A 24,011-nucleotide genomic window follows, 5' to 3' on the forward strand; every position below is an offset into this window, starting at 1 on the left:
AAGCCAGTTGGCTGGGCGCTCTCGTTATCGCCCGATACCGCCCTAGTTAAAAAGGCGCTTACGATAGCCTACGAATCACGAGGGCAACCGGAAGGCATCATGTTCCACTCGGACCAGGGGTGCCAGTACACAAGTCTCGCATTCCGACAGCTACTGTGGCGCCACAGAATGACACAGAGCTTGAGCCGCCGCGGAAACTGCTGGGACAACGCACCGACAGAGCGCTTCTTCCGGAGCCTCAAGACAGAGTGGGTGCCGGAAACCGGCTACAACTCCTTCCCTGCGGCTAAACAAGGAATCACGAGTTACATCATTGGCTACTACAGCCAAATACGACCCCATCAGAAAAATGATGGGATGCCCCCAAATGCGGCGGAAGAGAAAAATTGGAATGCTCAGAGTTCGGTGGCCAAAAAGAGTTGACCACTACAACTCATATTAGGTGTCCACTTGTTGATAGGTGGACACCTAAATTACAGCGCAGATTTTAGTTGGGAAGACGGGTTTACCGGACGGTTACGACTGAGGTACATCCAAGCACAAGATGACGAGGTAAAAAATGGACAACGCATTAATGGTAATTTTCCCTTACCAATATGAAGGAACTTGGGTTTTTGATGATCCCGACGTTGATTTAGTTAAAGAACCCTTTGTCTTCGGCGTACCCGAGATGATAGACGATTTAGTCTCTAACATACCCGAGGCGCCAAAAGGATTTAAACTAATTTTTTCAAAGAAGGCTTTCCCTGGCCACAAACGTAAACTCAGTTGGGTTCGGGAAGAATGCGAAGGTAATTGGTACACTATCGACGGAGAAGAAGAAGGCTGGCTATGCCCAGCCTTATTTAAATACTTTGATAAAGCGCCACTAAATATTTTTGTAAAAGCTGAGAGCAAATAATTTGCTCTCACTCTCTTGGCTATGCTGTATCTTTTAACCTTAATGGGAACATTTTAAGAATACCCATAAGGGCAAATAACTCCGAACCTGCTGGAGCCCAAATAGATTTATTCACTTTATCCAAACAAAGGATAGTTGCGCTCTTTTTAATATCTTCAGAAAGCCCATCAGTTGAAACCACACTAACAGATTTATCAATTTCATCTAAGGCTGAGGATACTAACTGGCCTTCAAAGAAAGAGTAAATATGCAAAGCACATAAAACCGTCCATTTTTTTTCACTATCCCAGAAAACCAGAACAGGTTTTTCTATTCCAGGAACAGCCTCTTCAATAGCCGCTACGCGGCTATTATCCAGTTCGGAATATTTGATACATGACTTATCAAAAAGATTGTGTTGGTTTGCTCGCCACAATATTCGATCAGTGTACCAATCATCTTTATTCATCATACTAATCACAAATCAAAGTCTATTGTAAAATCAGAGTCTTTAGAGGTGCTGTTTCTGACAGTACCCCCATTAAAAGGCTTACCATCTTGAACTCGTCGACGTAAAAAGGCATCTAGTTTTTCGTTCGCAATAAACCCTGTATCTATCTCCGCTTTACTTGCTCCACGCCCTTTAAATACATCTTTAATCTTATTAATATCGCCTGGATCTAAACTCGAAGATAAATCAATTTTTGCGCGGCCTACGCCATTCGTAACTGAGATTTTATCTAAATCAACCCCAAGTCGTTTGGCTGCATCTGCTGCTCCCTTTGTAAATATATTTTTAGTTTTCTGCTTAACTCCAGACAATAGCACAGCGCCTTCGCCAGCAGTTGCCATTGCGGCCATAACCTCCGCTTGGACTATCGCCTCCTGCTGCCATTGCTGCCCTATAGCTTCGGCACCAGACCTGCTATACGGATCGACTCCCATTGCCTCTCCGGTAATTACGGCCATTTCCTGAGCGCCCAAGACCAACCAAGGGTCTCGTCCGTCTGGATCTATATACTTATACGGGTTGTCATTAGCGTAAGCAAACCGATTGAACATCATTGGATTGCTTTCCGTATGATCCAACGCCGCGGCCGGGTCCATCTGTATAAATCGTCCAAGATCTGGATCATAGGACCGGGCCTTCATATAGGTCAGGCCAGTTTTATTGTCTTGAGTGTGTCCCGTAAAACCTACTGCCGGACTTTTAGACTGTCCGTCAACATGCTTCCTACCATAGGGCAGGTAGCTTTTCCTCCACTGTAGATCCCCGTTCTCATCGGACGCTGCCACCACTGACCCCAATGCGTCTGTGTGTAGGTAGGTTACTGTGACCTCGGCCAGCGACACCGTCGAATAGGTGAGCACAAGAAGAGTGGAAAGTATGACTCTCGTTAGATTCATCATTTTTTAAAACCCAATTACTTGCTTACCGGATCATCGAGATTTCAGTAGTCAAAGAGAGTTGATTACCGCTGATATCGTAGTACTTACTACTCCTGTGATGCTGAATCCAGTAATCGGGTCTTGCATTGACTTCAGAGAGTTCCGAGATCAGAGCAATATCCAGCTCTGATAACTGCTCTTGGGTTAGCCCTTGTATTGCGGTTAGGAATACCCGAACTTCGCTGGTGCCGAACTCTGTGGTAGCCTGCTGCACATTGAAGCTCACATTCGCTGTACCAGGTAGCTTTCTTACTAAGGCCGCAGCAATCTCTTCGCCAGTAGTGGGGTCCACGCCCTTGCTGTGCGGGATAACGAATAAGTGTTCTACTGCTCCGAGCCTGTGTTCCGCTAATTGTCCAGTTACACGCGCCAGCGCCTGTGGCGCGGGCTCGATAACATCCGGCGCAAAGCTGAGCTCGCTTAAATCCTTCGGCGCCCCCAAACCCGGAACTATTTCAAGATTCACAACTTTGTCAGACTCGAAGTATCCAGGGGCACTCAATGTCAAGGTGGCAACACCACTGCTAAGTGCCGGCAGCTCCGATGAGATAGGGTCGACGAGATCGATTGCAGCCATCCACAATGCTGAGGATGCTGCGCTGTTCACTTTACTAGTCGGGTCAGCATAAACCTTGAACACATGCCGCACACGGGTTGCATACTGCTCTCCCGACTGATCTGTAATATGCGAGCTCAGGTATGCGCTGCGGACAATCGCAGTACTAGACAATCCCATTCCCTCGTCCAAGTCATCAGTACTTAACGATACGATCACCGTATCGCCAGTTCGTGCGGTAGCAGTGAGCGCCTCTTCCTTACATGCACCAAGCATAGAGGCTAGGACAGCTAAAGCTAAAACTTTCGCAAATAGAGTTTTCATTTCCTTATTCCCCACTTTCTTGCTTATTCTCTTCATGGCCCATTGCCAGTCGCTCGATAACCACCGCGTCACCCAAATCAATGATCCCATTGACGTTGATATCGCCATGTCCAGGCTCCAGCTGTTCGGGGGAAGCTTGCTCAAGCCCCACTACGATTCGCTTGACGATAACAACGTCCACCAAATCGACGACGCCATCGTTATTCATATCACCACGCAGGTAGTGTGGGTCAGTGCCCCTAGTTGACTCTTCTAGGTTACTGAGCCCATCGCTGTCACTATCTAGTGATGCATCCGCATCACTGTATGGATTGAGCTTGTAAGCGAGTTCATATGTATCCGACATACCGTCACCATCGGAGTCATCTGAACCAACCAATTGTATTTTCGAAGACATGGACGCGCCCTGCGTTGGAGCAGAAATGGTAATGATTCCATCTGTAACTGTATGAGGTATCACTTCGCCCCCGATAATCCCATCTGATAACGCCGCTAGTGGACTAAGCACATCTAAAGCAGCCAAGTTCAAAGTGGTATCTCCCGATTCGGCTAACAGCATGAAGGGAATGCTCGCAAAATGTACCAGTCCGGTTGGGGAATCTTCTGCGGTCTGTGTTGCCGAAATTACCAGCTTTCTTTGTGTTCCCGTGGTATCGATATAAGTCGCCTGGAGATCACTGAACTCTCCTGAACTTCCTCCAGGTATGAAGCCGTTTTCCACTATAGGAGATACCATGGTGTGGTCGTACGTTATCTCAACACGTACAGCTCCAATTGCGGCCGGTACTACGTTGGCATCCTTATCGGTATAGGTAACACCAGTTAGATCTACCCGAACAGGTACCGAAATCAGTGATTGAGACTCCCCTTGCAATCCGGACCCGAAATTGACGAAGGCGGTGCCGGTAAATGGCGATTGCTGCGCCATAGCAGTCATACTAGAAGACACTGCCAAGCAGATTCCCAACAGCTTTGTCCTTTTAAAGGTGTTCATTGGTTGGGTTCCTCCGGTATGTCACTGACAGATAAACTGCCAATCAAGTACTGCTTTAGCCGAATAAGGTCTTCCTGATTGATTTCCGGCGTCATTGATAAGCTATTCAGTCCCTGTTCTTTAAACAAATTGCAAAGTGGTGGATGAAACGCGATCTGTCGCTGGAATTCCGGCTCTGGATTATTATTTATCACCCAATTTAGAAGCAGCTGGTCATAGCTTGTAATCGAGCCACTGAGATTGCAGTCTCCCAAAGAAAAATCGTCCATCGCGATGACCTCACCGCTTCCGCTCACAGCTCCAATTCCTTTATAGGACGTTCTTTTACCGAGAGTCCCACGATAAAGGCGCACTAGGCTCGATTCACCAAAATTCCCTCTTTCAGCCACGTATGAAGAACCTTGAACTCTTAGCAGACTTCCTCCCATATCAGAGTAGAGGTTGTTTAAGTCAATGATCGCTTTCGGCGCCGCCACACCATCACCAACAAAAGCACTGACCGGGTGCTGCGAACCCTCGACAGCAACAATCACAAGGTCGCCCTCGATACCCGTTTCTGTGTCGATCACTAATTGATCATTGATGTACAACTGCGGATTACTACTACCATTTAGAAAAGTATGGAGACCACCTTTATTCGTGGTAACAGCGAGCGATTCTGGATCAACGTCATCACATAGTTCGCTACCCGCGTCTGGACATACAGTGACTTCTCCAGAATTCTGAGCGATGGCTTGCGGCCTTAAATAGTAGGTCGTTTCTGGTTCGAGCCCAGATGCGGAAATTTTCACGATTCCCCGACCTTTGGCGGAATTTACTATGCTCGCTTGGGAATGCTTTCGAAACTGCCCGCTAATACTTGGGTCACCTGTATGTACAGGATAGACATCCATTTCTACGCTAGGTACGGGAATGCTCGCTCCTTCGTCGGTGAAAATCTTCAGTCCTGGAGTCGCGGGCTCAGAAATCGTAAAAATCAGCGACATCGACCGGTCTGAAACATCCGTAACAATCACGTCTGAGATTCTAGTGGTTGCTGAAAAACACTCCGCAGGCATAACCAAAAGAGTAATAATCATATAAAGCGTTCGATTGACCTCTCCCCACTTCCAATAGGCTCTATTCATCATTCCGTGACCTCCACGCTAAGATCTCTGGTTTCCTCAACCAAGACAGCCTGACTTGAATCCTTAAAGGTATATGTTATTGAAAGGTCATAAACACCGGCACTTGCTGACGAGTTTACTGAGACATCAAATTCCAGTATCCACGTCAACTCACTGACCACCGGCGTTAAACTGAGGTTAGATAGCGTCAAGTTATTAATCGCCTGAGCACTCCCTGAATAGTTCAATCCTAGCCCCGCGACCGAGTAGAAATTACTCTGACTCATCACGAATGCTTCGGATGTTCTAACAGTCTCTCCTGGCGGCACAACTAGATCCCCGCCAGATGATTGCGAACTGAGGTTGAGAGTGATCTCATCCGTCGAAGTCAACTGACCTGCCGCTGTCGCTACAACCGAGATTAGGTTCCCACCTTCTGAAAGCGATATATCTGCACTGAAGATGCCTTCGTTGCCTGAAGAAGCGACTACTGTTGCAGGCTGACCATTGACAGTCACCATTGCACTAGCATCAGCGACAGTGCCCGATATCGTCACCATCGGAGTAGTTACTGCTTCCCCGTTGTTATGCGACTCGATCTCTACGGTAGGTGGACCTGGGTCTGAAAGCACCACCTCTATATAGATATCACGTGTGATGCTATGTATCACGCCAGAATCAGCATCAAGAAAATCAAACGTCACTGGTACTGTATAACTTCCCAAATTGGCATTTGTATCAACTTGAATTTCTAGATCCACCTTCCAGTTTAACGAAGCTATATCCTTACTTGACGAATAGTGAGAAATATATATTCCCGTTGGGAGCGATGAGGTTGGAGTTAGCTGAACGCTACTTACGCTATCAAATGTCGGAGAGTCGAGAGTGAAAGTCTCGCCTCTCAAGATCGAAGACCCGGGAATAGTAAAATTCTCATTTGTAACGACAAGATTTACGTTCACAACTTCATTGAATTTAGCATTCGAATCTGCATCCATAAATTCCATATTTATCGGAAAGCTATACGATCCTGCATCCGCTGAATAAGCGAGATCCATCTCCAGAGTCGCTACGATTCTGTTATTTGATAATTTCTCAATACCTACCCAGTCGGCACTTAAACCTGCAGGGGCTCCACTTCCATATGAATAATTTACTGACCATACGCTGGAATAGAGACTAGAGCTAACAGTGAACTCGTGACGGAAATATGCTTTTCCAGATTGTGCTACTGATACTTCTCGAGGTGGTTCACTGCTCTGATAGACCAGGTTCAACGTATGATTAGTAACTTTTCCGTGACTGCCAGGTCCTTTGGCTACGATTTCGATCGCATTACTACCATCAAAAAGATCGAGATGCTCAAATGTGTAGTTGCCTCCGTCTAGCTCAACGTCAAATCCATTTATGCTTAACGACTCTACAGGGTTAGCTACAGAACCAATCAGCACTATTGGACTATCCGTTACAACCTCGCCCTCACTGTGTGAAGACACTATCACAATGGGAGCAGGTGGAGGCATCAGCACTATGGTCCTAGTTGATACTGGCTCCATGTAACCAGGAACATATAGCTCTATTAGATTATTGCCCTCTTGAAGGAGAGGATTACTCCAACTGTAAGTGGTTCCATTTACATCAGGTGAAGATTGCTTGATACCATTCAGGTACATCGTCAGGCCAGGAATGGCTTCCTGCGATTGCACAATCACATCAACAGGATCCGAAGCAATTACTTCGCCCTCTGAATGAGAGGTGACATTTACCTCGGGAACTGGCTGCGAACTGACATTCAATGTGAATGTCTCACTGGATGACAACCCGTTCAAACCTACAGCTTCAACAATAATCGAGTTTGAGCCCTCGCTTAATTCAACAATCGCCGAATACGTGTGATCTGTGTATGGAATATTTCGTATCTCTTCAGCAACGGCTTGTACACCATTGATAGTAACTTCTGCTGCTGAATCATTACTCACTCGAACAGCTATACCCACCGTAGAGCTCGGCATTGTCTCGCCGTCCAGATGTGAATACAGTTCTATATGTGGTGGATCACGGCTTTCCAAAACGGTCAGCCTGATCGGAATGTGCATATATGGAGAGAAGCCACCCATAATTCCGGGCGCCCAATCAATATAGAAGTCATAAACTCCAGATGTGGGTTGATTATATTGAGATTCGCTCAGTTGAATTCCAAATCTATGTCTTAAAGTCTTATACGGAGTTGTAGATTCCGTCCCCAGACTCATACTTTGATTGTGCTGCTGCACGAAATTTGGAGCATTCCTGTACTTAATGTCGTAGGCAGTTATATACCCAACAGATTTTTCTGATGGGAAATTTATCGTTTCTACAGTCTCATTGGAGAAAATTTCACCTGGCGCAAGCGTGACCTCATAAACATGAGTGTTGAAGTTCACCCCTTTAAGAGTAGTCAAATCTGGATTTTCACCTACAGCTTCTACCCGAATGTTTCCGGATGTTAAATCAACGCTATGTGAGAAAATGCCATTTTCAAAGAATTTGGGAGACTCTCCGTTGATTTTAATTTCACTTACCGAATGCGAATAATGTCCGGAAACTAGCCCAGTTGAGTAGTAGATATCCTCCCCTTCAAAAGGCGAATCAATAGTGAACTCGGGAGGTGCGTTAGATACCGGAACCTCATATGTTACGAGCACGTCAACCGTATATAGCTCTAGACCATTTATATCGTAAAACCTTAAGTCGACTGTTCTATCATACCTCCCGGACATGGCGTTCACGACTTCAAAGTCTACAGATGTTTGAAGGTTATTACCTGAAATGGCGGGCATGGTATTCGTGGCGATAGTTCTACTTTCCAGCTGATAAGTTGATATATCTGTATAGCTGATTTGATACGAAGACACCTCGATAATTTTAGATGAGGGAAAAGTAATATTTTCGAGAGACTGAGAGACAACTCCTGGGTTAACCCCTGAAATCACTAAACGTTCGACATTCAAGTGGATCACTTGCGTATCCAGTAAATCCTCTCCGCTAAAGGCTTCTATTGTTAGAGTATGCTGACCAACGCCAAGGTCAAGTCTTTCCTTGTAATCTTTTGAATCACAGTGCGGGTCTTGCACCCCATACTTCGAGTAGCAGTAGAAGCCGAAGCGAAATGACCCACTCTCAAGAGTGGCTGGATCTCCATTAACCAGCACCTTATCAACTGTTGGATGCCGGCTACCGAAAATAATTGGATTACTTTGGCTCGTGGTCTGACCGTCAAAATGTGAAGTGACATTAATTGTTAACGGAGACTGAACGTCTAGAGTTATTTCTGATCTCGTAGTGAGGTTGTCTCTATTGGTTACGATTACTTCGACGCTTTGCATTCCACTTGACAACGGAATGTCGGCAGCAAAGTTCCCGTTTACAACAATAGCTTCAACCCCATTAACAATTACACTTACTGCATCCTGCTCGACTGACCCACTAATTGTAACAAGTGCTTTAAGGTCTCCTTCGATTCTGACTGGGTCTCCCTCCGCGACCTCTCCATTCGAGTGGGAAGTGACTAAGTGACCAGTATAATCCGTTGGCGATTCAACTACGGCTACATCCTGTATTGCATGGACAATAACGGCCTTGTTGTTACTCAGCGGGAAATCTACCCCTATCGGCTGCCCACTTTCCCAAGTAGCAGATTCATATCTACCTTTGGACTGATTGTATCGTTGAACACTGCTGACAACGCCTTCACCTCCGAGGTGTACTAGCAGATCAAATGCACTGAAACCACCCGAGATACATGAGAATCCGATTAAATTAATTCCCGGCTCAAGACTTGAATCTGGGCAAATAATATCTCCATCAGCAATATAACTACTGGGGTTCTCCATATGAACCACGTAGCCGTGTCCTGATTGAATCGAGAAGTCTTCTCCCTGGGGTATTCCATCTACATATTCTGCGGAAATGATAGTGCTACTGGAAGGTTCATATCGTTCGATCTTCAGTACGACGCCATCGCCACCTAACTGATCGAGTAGACCGAAGGCTGAAAGTCCATCCGGGATAGTGAAGGGGTAATGGATCAGGTTTACACCCGGCAAAAGCACTATTTCACTTTTGTAGGGATCAGATCCCTCTGCGACTTCCGCTGCGTTACTTACGCCGTCAAAATCGTAGTCTTCGTCTCCATCTAAAATTCCATCTCCATCTGAATCAGGCAGTGTGGTTTTTGAAGAAAAAGTTTCTTCATCGTTGTCAGCAATTCCATCACCGTCAGTATCGATATGGACTGGGGAAGTCCCAGATAGATACTCATCAAGATTCGAAAGGGTGTCGCCATCTGAGTCCTGCGCGGCATCTGCTCCATCATTATTATCTAGTCCAAATATAAATTCTGCACAGTCTGGAATTCCGTCGGCGTCACTATCTGCAACTGGATCATGGTGAATGTTTCCGTCTCGGCACACATTACCCGACCCATATCTATCTTTTGCAAACTTTGGCCAAGTCGATGCCGCTAAGCCACCATTATCTTCTACAAACGAGAGTATGCGGCCGTTTCTATCACCAATATACAGAGTTCCGTCAACATCTATTGAAGGGGGGCTAAGAAGAATATAACCATCTTCATAACGCCACTTTAGACTGCCATCCCCATTCAACGCGTAAAGATGACCATTTCCTGTACCAAAATAAACAGAGTTGTCAGATGCAATAACGGGAGTGAACGGCGTACCGAGGGGATCAAATATCCATAGTAATTGCCCGGCCTTATCGAGGGCAATTAATTCGCCCTTTGCGGTTCCGGTGTAAATAGTGTCATTTGAGCCTACCACTGGAGACCACCACCAAGAAGTGGTTGTCTCAAATCCGGTGTAATACTTCCACTTTAGTTCCCCTGCCTTGGTTAGAGAGTAAATAAATCCATCATCATCATAAAAATAGACATCCCCGTTTTGCCCAAGAGCAGGAGATGAATTGACACTATTCTCAGTTTGGTAACGCCATTTCACGGAACCATCTGGTGAAAATGCGATCAGATATGACTGATAGTACTCCCTTGTTCCCACATAGACAGTCCCATCGGAACCTATTGCTGGAGATGAAAGAAATCCGTCCCCATTACTCGCGGTATAGCTCCAGCGAAGACTTCCGTCTTCATTCAATGCGTATAATTTTCGATCGTAGGATGCTACATAAATAGTTCCGTCAGCCGCGATACTCGGTGAAGTCTGTATATCCCCATAAGTTTGGAAATGCCATTTTTCAGTGCCATCTGGATTTACGGCATATAGCTTATTATCGTCAGAACCTACATAAATAGTGCCGTCAACGCCAATTGCTGGAGTGGAAAGTACCTCATCCCCGGTTTGAAACTTCCATTTCAGACTGCCGTCCGGATAGTATGAATACAGATAACCATTTCGCGCTCCAACATATAGATTCCCAGTTGAATCGATACTAAGCGCCTTGTCGATAGTGCCAGATGTATCTGTATACCAAGCTAAATCACCGGATATGGGCTTGCCAACTCCTGAGGATAGATCAGACTTAGTTGCACTTTCTTGCCTATTACTAAACCCATCTCCATCTAGATCGAGAACTCCATCAGCAGGATTTAGCGCATCAAGACCAAACTCTATTTCATCTCCATCGTTGATGCCGTCGTGATCTGTATCAGATATAAGTATGTTAAGACCCTCAGAGATTTCTTCTCCGTCATTCAGGCCGTCATTATCTGAATCTGCGACGAGGGGGTCAGTTCCGTGTGTACCATGCTCATCTCCATCGGAAACGCCGTCTCCATCACTATCAATCAAGGATATAATTGTTCCAAGACTTACCTCTTCAGCATTGGTTAATCCATCACCATCTGTATCCAAAGCCGCATCTTGCGGATCGTTCGGATCTAAACCAAGCTGTGTTTCCAAGCAGTCCGAGATGTTATCAGCATCGGTGTCAAGACTCGGCAGGATTGCTTCATCTACTGATTGGGCCACCAATAGATTTCCCATACGGATATAGTTCGTAGTAGAGCACTTGTCGTATTCCTCTTCGAAGAGGAGCGCTCCAGCATTGGTATATACGCTAAAGTTATTCTGATAACTTCCTTTCAGATTTTCCAAGTAGCGATGGCCATTACCATCGTAGAAATATTGCTTGTGTGATCCTTCTGCCTCTGCCCCAATTAACCTGGAGGCATGATCATACCGAAACAACTTTTCCGAATTGCTGCTTACGTATCCACTCGGATCAAGTCCGTACTTGGCTTTCTTTGTCAAATTTCCGAATGAATCAAACTCCATTAGCTTTAGAGTTTCACTATTCTTTAACTTTTTCAATAAACCATTATCGTACACATAGTTTGAATTTACGCCATCAATGGTTTTCGAAGATATATCACCAAATGTGGTGTAACTATAATTTGATAACCCCCAGGGGCCAGACACCTGCCGAAGCCTGTTAACACTGTCATAGCTTTCCGCCTGATTCATAGTGACAGTGTTTGATGAGTTTATGGCGTCGACTATCGAAGTAACATTTCCAGCGCTATCGTAGCTATAGGTCAGATTGACCAGGCCATCTATGGATATAGATTCAGGAAACAATCGTTCATTTACAGCAAACTCTGCGAGCTTTCCATTTCCATACACTAGCGACTCAACTTGTCCTGACGGATGGTAAGTAACACTATTTGCAAAACTTCCAGCTTTGGTAGGACGCCCCAGGTTATTGGGGGCGTAATCAAGATAAAGAGAGTTCGGATAGTTTATACCGGATAGAAAATCTAAATCATTGTAGTCGTAATGAAAACTATAGTTACGGGAAATATTCGAACTTATCGTAAGCACTTCGTCCGTTAGGTTTCCATTATCATCGTAAATATAACTCCAGGCTGAATCGCCAGTTACAACATCTGTCACATTGCCATTTTCATCGTAAGAAAGATCGACATCGAAAGTACCTTCCGGGTAGTCAACAAAATCTAGACGATAAAGGTTGTCATAAACGAACTGTGATGCTTTCTGCCCGTCAATCGATGAAGACTTTAAGTTTCCAACGAGGTCATATGTATAGCTCGTCGTTCCTATTTCTGGCTCAATCTTAGACTCAAGGAAATACTTGCGATTGTATTCATACTCTCGCTTCATCCCACCATTAACACCATACTGATGTATTTCATATGGTTGATCGAGCAGGTTTCGTTTGAATACAGTAGTTATTGACTCCGGCTGCTCGATAGCATAAATGGCTGAACTGCCAAGACCTATGTTTCGATAGTGATAGGTGGTCGTATTACCACGTTCATCTACAACTTCCGTTGTTTCATCATCATAAATATTTGATACAAAAACACCGCCAGGAAATTTTTGTTCGGTCACTCTTCCCAAGGCATCAAATTTATAATTGACTCCACCTACTTCACTATCACTATACGGATATGATTCATATGTGACTCGCCCCAAGGAATCCAGTTCAAATCTCTGAGTGATCGACTCTCCCGTAGACGTATCGTTTCGGACTGTTTTCAACTTTCTACCGAGACTGTCAAACTCATCAATTTGCTGGAATCCGCCTCTCGTCAATGTCCGCTTATTGTTACTATAAGAAATTGAAACGGAAGCGTTAATTGGGAAATTGATCCCCGTTAACCGGTTCATATCATCGTAGGAAAAACTAGTTGTTTTTCCTCTGGCATCAGTTACAGATTCAAGTGTACCGGTTGAATTGACTACTCTGCTAATGGAAGTATCTTCTGGATGATTTTCTTCTTGTGCAATCCCACGCTTATAATTAGAGTAAGAAATTTTATTACCATTTGCATCGATTATACTTTCTACATCACCATTCTCAGTATACAAATAGTCAGTTGCAACTCCGTTTACTGTCTGCTTTTCCAGCTGTCCGAGATCATTGTAGATTTTAGTAATCAGTGACGTGTCTCCATCCATTAGGGATTCTTCTCTAGTAACGTTCCCTAGGATCCACTTGGCTGTATCGTATTCATATTCGTAGAAAGTAGTCTTTATATCGTCGTTTTCTGCGAAGTTATTAAACTCCTGAATTCTTTCTGGATTTCCGTATGCATCGTGCTCAAAGTACGAAACATTTCGAGATACTTTAATTTCTCCAGGCTCAGTAGTAGCTTCACTATCGTATCCATAGCTCTCTTCAACCAGTACGGGGGCATAAGTACCAAAATCAATCCACCAAGTTCGATAGCCACTTCCATGCCACATATTTTCATTGGATATTTTTCTATCTGCCCAATTCTGTAGCCTTGAGAAAAGTAGCTTTCCCTGCTTACTATATTTAAATTCTTTAACTAATAGTCCTACTGCGTAAGGTCGAATAAATTCATACTCTTCGAAAGATACTTGACGAAAATCTTTCCCAAAATGGTAATACTCAGTTACTGCGTCGGGTCCTGTTACTATGGTTTTGTCGTATCTAAGCGACTCCCCATCAATCGGGACACTATGGGGCTCAAATTGGTAAGTCCACTCTCCACTGACAATATTTTGTCCTGAAAGATATTTTGAATCTATTGCTGTTGTTCTTAAGCCGCTACCTTTATCAAACTGAACAAACTGGTATGTGTACTCTATTTCTGCGCCATCTGGATATTTTACTAACTGTAAAGAGTGGCTGCCGACTCCGTCTTCCTGGACCTCGTCATTAGGATCTGGATCTGATGCAATTCCATTGTAGGAATATTCCCAGTACTTATTGTCAGGCCTAATTACCTTTTTAAGGTGGTAAGCGGGAAACATATATCCAGGAATCTCTTCAAATTCATATTTCCACTCCTGACCATTAGCAGTAATCGTACTCAGCAACCAAAGTCCGTCTTCTGTTACCTCGTAGCCAAATACAACTACAGGGGTATTTTCACCTTCCTCACTACGGTAGATCTCTTTTATGTAGCTTGCGCCATTCTCTGCCTCTTCGTAGGAAATAGTGATCCAGTTACCGTTTACATCTTCAATACGTGTCGTATGCCAACTTGGCTCACCCTCGAAGAAGTCGAAGTGATCCATTGTGTACTTGGTTCCATTTGGAGCACTGACCACCATACCCGGCTGACCAGTTACACATTCTGCCCGCCAATTGCTTCTTGTGATTAAACTTCCATCGCTCAATATGGAGTTAAGCGCTAGCAGTTCTCGGCCACCATCAGGCAACTCTAAGGAGGGGTTGTCGCTGGTATTGATTTGCCAAACACCTTGCGCACAAATTTTATCCTGATCACCATTCGGCGCGACTATACGGCCAAAGTTCATTACCCAGCCTACGCCATAGGCTGTACGAATCGGATACTCATTAGTTTGCAGACTGGTATATACACGGTTGACATTGATATCCATTCCGCCATTACCGGGTATCTGGATATCTGTATACTTGAGCTGAAGCGTTCCTGAAAATGGGTCGATGTGCTCATGAAAGTTCTGGTTGATGGCTTCCTTAAATGGGTTTAACCCTGGCTCGGCATAGTAATCCCTAATCTCTTCAGCGAATGACCAAGTCGCAGCAAGCACAAACCCCAGTGCCAAACATATCCTTCCAGCAACTAACCCCATTTTCCACCCCTAGAAAATAAATCGATGATTTGAATGAATAAATTACTTATTGCTGCTTTGCGTAGAGCCCACTTTGTAGCGCCTCACTGCAGATGACTGGACTTTAAATTCAGCCATTTTCGCTATACCTGTGTCCTTTTCCGAGATGGACTTTCGAATTCCAACTGTCTCTTCGCCACCCGCTATGGTCTGCTTTCTGATTTTTACCGACTTGGCATCTACAGCGATGCTTACTTTTCGCTCCATAGCACCTTCAGCTTCTAACAACCCATCGTGGCTATGACTCCGCACGTTTTTTTCACTTGTCGCTTGCTCAGTATTTGAATGGGAATCTCGTGCCGAATTCAGGCCATCGCTCATATGTGGCACGCTTGTAGCAAATGGATAATTAATTAAAAATGCTATACATAGACCAGCACACAAAAAAGTGAGAAAAATTACATATTTATTTCTGATCACCGCCGCCCCCAAATTTATTTATAAGAGATAATCCAAATCCCACAGCCTCACGCCAAGGCAAAGTGTCGATTCCTGAAAACAGGATTCGCAGACAATCTCACGCTTTACCATCATCAAGCAAGCGACATAATGTGACCAATTCGATATTTATTAGAATTTTTTCCCACAATAAATTGCGTAAAATAGGATAAAATCTTCGGCGATCTAAATTATCTAGCCGGAAGTCAATTACACTGAAATACACTCTATTACAGCGCTTCGGCACCTGGCCGATTGATAGTAAATGGGACAAGATCACTGCGGGGCGACACTCTAGATATTCCGAGGACGTGCTTCATTTTGTTGAAAGGGACAATGCTAGTGGCTCGAACAGACATTTGCCCGCCTGCGCTACTGTTTATTCAATAGTACGCAAGTAAGGGAATCACGCCACGCAAGGGAGTTTTAAGGATAGCTCGCAAATAGCGATGATGCTCATTAGGCTATTTAGACATTGACGACTTTTCCTTAGCCAGCAACTCACTATATTAGGAATATCGAATACCAATGAAGCCAGCTTCAGTAGCTAACTAAAGTATTCTTTTTCCGAAGATCGAGGCAAACTTGAACGCGCCAACATTCTCGTTGGGATAAACGGGTCTCTGCGGATGTTGCTTCCGCAAAACCGACAGCTCTCATACCGATGGATGTTGTACTCTTTGCGATTCATCGAATGATGGTGTTTGACTATATGGTGACAGGCATTTATCCACGATCATCATGGTTAGACATTGAATTGTCGGGAATATATGTCGATGCATAGATTCACAAACTCGGCCTATGAGTCTTAGCCACATCAACAGCCAGATTTGAATTTTCCTAGACGCTGATGGGAGACCAACAGGATTGGATGCAGAGCAACTCCATCTTAAAAGGTCGATTCAGAGCGAGAAATAGAAGAAGTCCGGGGTAAGGATATGCAACCATTGGCCCCAAAAAATCCAAAGACCAAAAATCAAAAATCAAAAATCAAAAATCAAAAATCGTTATTTTTCAATTCTTATAAATAAAATGCTAATTCGTTCCCTCTTTAGCCAAATTTTGCTTTCAATCAGCGACTAATCTAAGGGTGAATGATTACAAGGAGTTTCGGTTCTCAACTCAATTGTCCGGGTTTCCTAGCGTAGTCAAGTGAAGCACAAGCCTCAGCTCAATGCTCAAAACTTCTCAGTCGAGATTGAGGGTGTTAGGCATATCCTTTTAGCATTCCTAGTAGTGCAAGTTTTGTGTGCCACTACAAAACGGTGAAAAGGCATGAACGCCTCCCCTATCAAGGGCCATCACTCGATGACCCGCGAAGAACGCGCCCTAATACTCAAGGAAGCTGGGTCGATATTGAAGGAATGCTATTCCTGGTAGCGAAAGATAATGCGGCTCGCCATAGCGCTATCGCGACAGTTCCCGTTCGTACGGACAAGCTAGGGGAGCTGGAACTCGGAGGGGGGGGGGGGGGCGGAAAAAGCTACGCTGACAGAAATGGCCGCCGCGGGCATACTGGCGTAAGTAGATTACCAGCGTATCCTAGACTCCGCATTATCGGATTGCTGAAGCCGCCGAGCGCCCTCACGGAGGCCTATCCAGAGCATCCTTGCTCAAACTATAAGCCAGTTTATAGGGTTCTCTAAAAATTACCTATAAGATAGTCCTATAAATTTATAAGCTTTTCCTAAAGTCGGCAAATTAACTGACTTCTGCGAGATTACCTTTGCTTTCCAGCCACTGCTTGCGGTCGCCAGCGCGTTTTTTGGCGAGCAACATATCCAGTAACTGATTGCTGTCATCTCCAGCATCAATATATAGCTGCACCAGACGGCGGGTATTCGGATCCATGGTGGTTTCCCGCAACTGCAGCGGATTCATTTCACCCAGGCCCTTGAATCGGGTCACCTGGATTTTGCCTTTCTTTTTCTCCGCCGCGATGCGATCCATGATGCCCTGGCGTTCCGCGTCGTCGAGTGCGTAGTAAACGTCCTTGCCAATATCGATACGGAACAGCGGTGGCATGGCGACGTATACGTGGCCATTGGTTACCAGCGGACGGAAGTGACGCAGGAAAAGCGCACACAAGAGTGTGGCGATATGCAGGCCATCGGAGTCCGCATCCGCGAGAATGCAGATTTTGTTGTAGCGCAACCCCTCGAGGTTGTCGCTACCGGGATCCACCCCGATGGCTACGGCAATATCGTGGACTTCCTGGCTCGCGAGAATTTCATTGGAATCCACTTCCCAGGTATTCAGGATTTTTCCGCGCAGGGGCATGATGGCCTGAAACTCGCGATCGCGGGCCTGCTTGGCCGATCCACCGGCGGAGTCACCCTCCACCAGAAACAGTTCCGAACGGCTGGCATCACCACTTGAACAGTCGGCCAGTTTGCCCGGGAGCGCTGGTCCCTGAGTAACCTTTTTACGTGCAACTTTTTTCGCCGAGCGCAAACGCTTTTGTGCATTGTTGATGCACAGCTCGGCCAACTTGTCGCCCTCTTCCGTGTGCTGGTTGAGCCATAAACCAAATGCATCTTTGGCCACGCCGGAAATAAATGCCGTGGCCTCGCGGGAACTCAGGCGCTCTTTGGTCTGACCGGAAAATTGCGGGTCGGCCAGCTTGGCGGACAGTACATAGGAACACTGACCCCAGATATCTTCCGGCCCCAGTTTCACGCCGCGCGGCAGCAGGTTGCGGATCTCGCAGTATTCACGCATGGCGTCGAGCAAACCTGCACGCAGGCCATTTACGTGAGTACCACCCTGCGCGGTAGGAATCAGGTTTACGTAGGACTCCGCGGTAACTTCGCCACCTTCCGGCAACCATTGTACGGCCCAGTCCGCGGCTTCTGTCTGTGCCGAAAAGTTGCCCACAAAGGGCTCTGCCGGTAAAACTTCCCAGCCCTGATTGGCGGCCGCCAGATAGTCCTTCAGACCGTCCTCATAAAACCACTGGTCGGATTCGCCATCCAGCTCATTAATAAAGGTAACCGTCAGCCCCGGGCACAGTACCGCTTTGGCTCGAAGCAGGTGACGCAGGCGCGGTACGGAGAATTTTGCGGAATCGAAATACTTTGGGTCCGGCAGGAAGCGCACGCTGGTTCCGGTCGTGCGCTTGCCACACTCACCGATCACTTCCAGATCAGATGCCTTTTCACCATCCTGGAAACCGATGCGATGCACTTTCGCATCGCGTTGGATGGTGACTTCAAGCACCTTGGACAAGGCGTTCACCACAGAAACACCCACGCCATGCAGACCACCGGAGAACTGGTAGTTCTGATTGGAGAACTTGCCCCCCGCATGCAGGGTGGACAGGATTACCTCCACACCCGGACGCCCCTGCTCAGGGTGAATGTCCACCGGCATACCGCGGCCATCATCACTGACTGTCAGCGATTGATCTTTGTGCAGTACCACTTCAATTTTTTTCGCATGGCCAGCCAGGGCTTCGTCGACACTGTTGTCGATCACTTCCTGTGCCAGGTGATTCGGGCGGACGGTGTCGGTGTACATCCCCGGACGCTTTCGCACCGGGTCGAGGCCCGTCAATACTTCAATATCTTCTGCGGAATAATTGGCCATAGCATCTGTTCGCCGGCTACCGGCGCCTACTGCAATTTATTTAGATGTTGTTATTCGGGAACAGGAAATCTACCAGTGCCGCACTATAGCGAGCAAATCCCTGGAAACTGTGATCACCACCATCCTCAACGGTCTGGCGCTGTCCGGCGTAAAACGCTTCAGCCTCGGCGCAGTCCAGGGTTTCATCGCCCCGCTGCGCCAGTAACCAGTAGCGCCCCTGCAGCTCATCGGGAATGGAGCCTTCCAGCGCCCGCATAGTATCCACATCTTTCACCTGCAGGCGATAGATCTGGGATTCTCCGCTGTAGGGCTGCAGATCCTGGCCCACATACTTGGGCATAAAGCGTGCGGGGCGAACCGCCGGATTTACCAGCACTGCCGGCAACCGGTGCTGTTCGGCCAGCCAGGTACACCAGAATCCGCCCATGGAGCTGCCCACCAGCCCAATCGGTCCCCGATGCGTATTCAGGAATTCATCCAGCATACCACCCAGCGCCGTAGCGGCTTCACCGGGGTAAGGCGAAACCAGCGGGGCATAGAAGATGATTTCCGGATGATTGTCCCGCAACCAGTCTTTCAGCAACTGGCACTTGAAGGACTGCGGGGACGACAGGAATCCGTGCAGGTATATCAGCAGCGGGCGTTCATTTGATGAAGAAGTTAAGTCTGGCATGGGCGGGGATTATAGCGAGGCAGCCGGCGGTTGTACCGGCCGCATCGCTATCTGGCCAAGATATCGGGCTACTGCAGTGACTTGTCCAGGCTGGTGAAAGCGCGCCGCATGTCCACTTTCATATCGGCCCAAAAAGTAACACTGGTAAAACGTTCGTAGCGGCCTACGGTGCCGAGACTGCCAAAATTTTCACCGATATCGCGGCGGTCACTGAAGCGCATGATCGGATTGCCACTGCTGTCCTTGAGCTCGCCGGCCAGTGTGCCGTAGGCACTCTGGTCCGTGTATACCCGCCAGATCCACGGAGAAGGATCCAGCGGTGCTCCGAGCGCAAAGCGCTTCAGATCCAGCTGCATAACATAGTCGGCGTCGGCCTTGTTTGCTACCAGTTCACTGTGCCGGGGGGTGAGGAAGCGTTCCGATAACGTCGTGCCCATCAGCTCCTGCAACTTGACCATGTCTTTATCATCCAGCTCATAGTCTTTATCACGCAGCGGCGAGCCAACACTGCGGTAGCGCTTGCGGTACTCCACATTGATGGGCTCCAGATACACCTTCGCCCCGCTCATATCAAAGGCATAGGCGGCGCTGACACTATCGAGGCCGGTTTTGCGTGGCACAAGACCATCATTCGTGGCGGGAGTCTGCGCGGATGCACTGCCACCCTGCTCTGCTCCCTGCTGCGCACAGCCTGCAACCAATGCTGCCGGCAGTAGCAGAGTCATCAGGAATTTATTGATTTTGCGATGTTGCATAGTGACCTCAGGCTCCGTTTTCCAGGATCTTTCTAAGACCTTTCCAGGATTTTTCCAGCATATTCCAGCGTGTGCGCGGATTCTTGCCATTGCGAGGATGACTCCGGCACCATTCTAGGATGCTGGGTCACAAATAAAAGAGGGGCTTGCAAATTTATCGTCAGACAAGGCATCAGGACAAGATCCCCAACCCCAGGCCGAAGGAGCTGATAAAGTCAGTACCCGGAAGAGGCGAGATCCACGCTGTACTCGGAAATATGTACACGCTCCACACCGGTTTCGTAGCTGCCATCGTCATTGAGTTCAAACCAGCGATAGCCCGGCATCTCAGTGTCGACAGAAAAGGGGCCACTGCCGGGGGTAAATTGCACGGATGTGGATGGTGTCGCGTGCAGGCCGATATCCCCCAAGTGCTCATCAAACTGCTGGTGCACGTGTCCCCAGGCAATTGCACGCACCTGCTTGCTCGCCTTGACCAGTTCGATAAAGCGCTCGCGGCCTTCGCGCAGCATATGCCCATCAATCCAGTTGCTACCCACGGGCACAGGCTGGTGGTGCATCATCAGCAGCAACGGGTGATCCGCATACTGATCGAGCAATACCTCGATGCGCTCCAGCTCCCGCTCATCAAAGCCACCACAAATCTGCCCGCGCACACTGGTATCCAGCAGCAGCAACCGCCAATTGCCAATACTGGCAACTTCCGGGCGCCGCCGCGCAGCCAATTGATCCATACGTTCGGGATTGTCGTGGTTTCCTGGAAGCCAGAACCAGGGGATGGGGAAAGCCTGGATTTTGCGCAGGTAGCGGAGATAGGCATCTTCGGAGCCGTTAGCAGACACATCGCCGGTCACCACCATCAACTCGGCGTTGCGCGGTTCCGCTGCCACCATGTTGAGCACTTCATCAAAAGTGTGGCCGGTATCCAAACCCAGCAACTGGTAATCCGGCCGACCGCCAATATGGGGGTCGGTAATCTGGATCAGTCTGTGTTTGGATGTGATTGCCTCAGTAGTCACTATCTCACCTTGCCGATACGTCCCTGTGTGCCTGGAGCACTCAGAAGCGCTGACCTCCCAATTGAAATTCAGCTTCAGCGCGACCATTTGCCAGGCAGTGCGCCAACCATTCGCTTAGGTAGCGATTGACCTGCTGACGCTCGTCTTCGTTGTGCATAGCCGGATTCGGGTAACGGAAGTTCACACCATCACCGCCTACCGGCCCCTGACCATCCACCGATACTACTTCTGCCATGCGCGCATCGTGGTAGAGGCGCACGGTAATCGGGGGCGGAGTCAGCCATTGCTCAGAGCCCTGGCGACCGGTCTTATCGACCGATGCCTGCAGACTGACTTCTGTTGTGTACCTGCTGCGATCAACCACTGCGACTTCCAGGGTGCACTCCGGCATCCGGTAGCGCCAACTGTGGTTGCTGGCCAGTTCCGGCATCAGCTTGCACAGGCGCAGATAGTTGGCATCGCAGTCGGCATGATAGCTGGGCAGATCCACCTGATAGCGTGGTTTACCCTGCCGGCCAGTCGCGCTCGCGCTCCCCTTCGGGGATTGCAAAACTGCGTTCCGGTTCGTGTTTACCGGTACTGCCATTATCGACACTCCTGTTGAGTTCGCGCCGTGATTAATCTCTCAGTTTGCCCGCAGGGTCGCGCACATTCATCGCAGATAACCGGCCGCTCATCTTGCATCTAACAGTGACACTATCTGCAGGCAATTGCCATTTGGTAAAATCTATTACCTTCTGTGCAGGTTTTCACGGTTAAGTTGCAGCCACTGCAGGGCGATTATCGTCGCCGCGTTATCAATGACCGCCGAGCCATCATCAAGTGCGGCGAGCACCGTATCCAATGGCAAAACGCACAAGCGAATATCTTCGTGCTCATCCGCCAGCCCAAAGTACCCGCCAACGTCACTCAGGTTAGCTGTTGCACAGAAGAGGTGCATGCGCTCGCTTGAGCCGCCCGGGCTCGGCAAGTAGCTGCGAATAGTGTGCAACTCTGCAACCTCCAGCCCGGCTTCTTCCTGGAGTTCACGACGGGCGACCTCTTCAAGGGACTCTCCCTTTTCCACCATCCCGGCCACCAGCTCCAGGCACCATGGGCCATAATCCCGATCCAGGGCGCCAATCCGAAACTGCTCCGTGAGGGCGACGGTTTTCCGCTCGGGGTCGTACAACAGGACCCCCACCGCATCGCCACGCACAAACAGCTCCCGCTCCATCTCCGCACTCCAGCCACCCCGATACAAACGGTGGCGCAGGCGCAACTTGTGCATTTTGAAGAAGCCGTCGTAAGCCACTTTGCGTGACACCACATCAACCGCACCGCGGGTAAAGGGCGGCTTCAAATCCGTTTCGTTACTACTCATAAAGTTCCTGACTGCAATCCTTTGAACAATACCCGGTTAGTCATATCCCACATCATTGTAAGGAGGGAAGCGACCAATGATCAGCCCCGCCTCTTCATTGAGCTGCTGCAACTGATACTCGGGTTCTTCGTAACGCGATGCGTGCGAAGGCAGGCTACCGCGCCATAGGGGGGCGTTGTCCTGGGCCAGAACATCAACAACCAGGTTGGACTCTCGATACTGCCGTACACGCAGTGGTGCACGCCAGCCAAAACCGAAGTAGCGGTAGCCACCATAGATACTGAACGGGTCTTCATAGACCGCCACTTTGTCAGTACTGAGCAACTGTACCCGCACCAGAAAATCCGCAGCCTCCGGACTTTCTGCCTTGCTGTAGCGACCGCGAAGCTGATTGTCCACCGCCTGGCTGGCCCGCTTGATCTCGAATGGGGATACCGTGCCGGTGGCCTGCGGATCCAGCAGGTAATAGCTTCGTAGGTTAGCGAATTTGAATCCCGGGTCGTAATCCACAGCGACCGGATTAGGTGTTGCGCACCCACTGAGCCACAGGCCCAGCAGTGCAATACTGACGATTCTCAGCAGTGAAGCCATAAGTTCTCCCATACATGCATTGAGAGTACCGGCGTCCCTGCCGAATACGCTTGAAGTTAGATCGGAAAATTACGCGGTAATTGCCGCTGTCCGCAATCCTTAGCGGGCAGGGGGCAGGTTTTCGAGGATTTCCGCGACCGCCCTATCCAGGATACGCTGCCGCTCGGCTTTGTCTTCGGGCCGCGTGATCAGTTTGGTCGCCCTGCCACCCCAAATGGGTGCACCATTTTCCGGACCAATTCCTACCCCAAGAATCACTCTCGGGGCACCGGTGCGCGTCGGCAGCTCCACCACATTGGATGGGGCATTGCTGTCAAACTGGGCGTCCCAGCTTTCATTTTGGGGATCACCGGCAAACTCTTCCTCGATAATCGCAACCTGATAATCGACCACCATATCGGCATTGGCCCGATTGTCCAGTTGGCGGTATCCCCTTGCCGCCATCAATGCTCCGACCACCTGACGCAGCTCCGCATCGAGCTCCACCAGCTGCGCGGAAGACTCGGACGTCGCACTCAGTGCTTCGGTGCCCCAGGCGTAAGTAGAAAAGGCGACAGGCGCGCTGCGCGGTTGGATTTTTTCGACTTGAGCTGACGAGCAGCCGGCGAGGCCAGCCAGGGCCAGCAGTGCGGCCATCAGGCCGGCAAATGGAATACGCATCCGTTCTCCC

Annotated in this window: 17 protein-coding genes; 2 read left to right on the top strand and 15 right to left on the bottom strand. The window is 48.2% G+C overall.

Features of this window, described 5'->3' with window-relative positions; all coding sequences use genetic code 11:
* Positions 1 to 423 (top strand): DDE-type integrase/transposase/recombinase (locus LC093_RS17915; RefSeq protein ID WP_226668064.1); only part of this gene is annotated, 423 nt, incomplete at its 5' end.
* A gap of 136 nt (positions 424 to 559) precedes the next feature.
* Positions 560 to 901 carry a DUF6717 family protein gene (locus tag LC093_RS17920; protein ID WP_226668066.1) on the top strand — a complete coding sequence of 114 codons (342 nt, stop codon included), beginning with the start codon at positions 560 to 562 and terminating at the stop codon, positions 899 to 901.
* A gap of 19 nt (positions 902 to 920) precedes the next feature.
* On the opposite strand, the gene LC093_RS17925 is transcribed toward LC093_RS17920, so the two are convergent.
* From LC093_RS17925 to LC093_RS17995, 15 genes are all read right to left on the bottom strand, one after another.
* Entirely contained in the window at positions 921 to 1,352 is a 432-nt protein-coding gene (locus tag LC093_RS17925; protein WP_226668068.1) for a hypothetical protein, read from the bottom strand.
* 5 nt (positions 1,353 to 1,357) lie between these two features.
* Positions 1,358 to 2,290, bottom strand: coding sequence for an RHS repeat domain-containing protein (locus LC093_RS17930; protein ID WP_226668070.1), 933 nt, complete (start codon positions 2,288 to 2,290; stop codon positions 1,358 to 1,360).
* A 22-nt stretch (positions 2,291 to 2,312) separates the two neighbouring features.
* Positions 2,313 to 3,245 carry a hypothetical protein gene (locus LC093_RS17935; RefSeq protein WP_226668344.1) on the bottom strand — a complete coding sequence of 311 codons (933 nt, stop codon included), beginning with the start codon at positions 3,243 to 3,245 and terminating at the stop codon, positions 2,313 to 2,315.
* Positions 3,214 to 4,203, bottom strand: a complete 990-nt coding sequence (locus LC093_RS17940; protein WP_226668071.1) for a hypothetical protein — start codon at positions 4,201 to 4,203, stop codon at positions 3,214 to 3,216. The genes LC093_RS17935 and LC093_RS17940 overlap by 32 nt, the downstream gene beginning before the upstream one ends.
* Entirely contained in the window at positions 4,200 to 5,333 is a 1,134-nt protein-coding gene (locus tag LC093_RS17945) for a hypothetical protein (protein WP_226668073.1), read from the bottom strand. The genes LC093_RS17940 and LC093_RS17945 overlap by 4 nt, the downstream gene beginning before the upstream one ends.
* On the bottom strand, positions 5,330 to 14,875 hold the full coding sequence (locus LC093_RS17950) for a PQQ-binding-like beta-propeller repeat protein (RefSeq protein ID WP_226668074.1): 9,546 nt from the start codon (positions 14,873 to 14,875) through the stop codon (positions 5,330 to 5,332). Before LC093_RS17950 ends, LC093_RS17945 begins: the two co-directional genes overlap by 4 nt.
* Positions 14,876 to 14,917: 42 nt before the next feature.
* The gene (locus tag LC093_RS17955) at positions 14,918 to 15,334 is read right to left on the bottom strand and encodes a hypothetical protein (RefSeq protein ID WP_226668077.1); all 417 of its coding nucleotides are present in this window, start codon (positions 15,332 to 15,334) and stop codon (positions 14,918 to 14,920) included.
* Positions 15,335 to 17,053: 1,719 nt separating this feature from the next.
* Entirely contained in the window at positions 17,054 to 18,940 is a 1,887-nt protein-coding gene (gene parE / locus LC093_RS17960; RefSeq protein WP_226668079.1) for a DNA topoisomerase IV subunit B, read from the bottom strand.
* 40 nt (positions 18,941 to 18,980) lie between these two features.
* Positions 18,981 to 19,613 carry a YqiA/YcfP family alpha/beta fold hydrolase gene (locus LC093_RS17965; protein WP_226668081.1) on the bottom strand — a complete coding sequence of 211 codons (633 nt, stop codon included), beginning with the start codon at positions 19,611 to 19,613 and terminating at the stop codon, positions 18,981 to 18,983.
* Between the two features lie 68 nt (positions 19,614 to 19,681).
* Positions 19,682 to 20,368, bottom strand: coding sequence for a hypothetical protein (locus LC093_RS17970; RefSeq protein ID WP_226668082.1), 687 nt, complete (start codon positions 20,366 to 20,368; stop codon positions 19,682 to 19,684).
* 215 nt (positions 20,369 to 20,583) lie between these two features.
* Entirely contained in the window at positions 20,584 to 21,387 is an 804-nt protein-coding gene (locus tag LC093_RS17975; RefSeq protein ID WP_226668085.1) for a metallophosphoesterase, read from the bottom strand.
* Between the two features lie 40 nt (positions 21,388 to 21,427).
* Positions 21,428 to 21,973, bottom strand: coding sequence for a DUF1249 domain-containing protein (locus LC093_RS17980; RefSeq protein ID WP_226668086.1), 546 nt, complete (start codon positions 21,971 to 21,973; stop codon positions 21,428 to 21,430).
* 144 nt (positions 21,974 to 22,117) lie between these two features.
* Positions 22,118 to 22,750 (bottom strand): NUDIX domain-containing protein, encoded by a 633-nt coding sequence (locus tag LC093_RS17985; protein ID WP_226668088.1) that lies wholly within the window; start codon positions 22,748 to 22,750, stop codon positions 22,118 to 22,120.
* Positions 22,751 to 22,786: 36 nt separating this feature from the next.
* Positions 22,787 to 23,341, bottom strand: coding sequence for a DUF4136 domain-containing protein (locus tag LC093_RS17990; protein WP_226668090.1), 555 nt, complete (start codon positions 23,339 to 23,341; stop codon positions 22,787 to 22,789).
* Positions 23,342 to 23,440: 99 nt separating this feature from the next.
* Positions 23,441 to 24,001, bottom strand: a complete 561-nt coding sequence (locus LC093_RS17995; protein WP_226668091.1) for a DUF4136 domain-containing protein — start codon at positions 23,999 to 24,001, stop codon at positions 23,441 to 23,443.
* Positions 24,002 to 24,011 lie beyond the last annotated feature (10 nt).

Source organism: Microbulbifer aggregans, from assembly GCF_020524005.1.
Classification (GTDB): Bacteria; Pseudomonadota; Gammaproteobacteria; order Pseudomonadales; family Cellvibrionaceae; genus Microbulbifer; species Microbulbifer aggregans_A.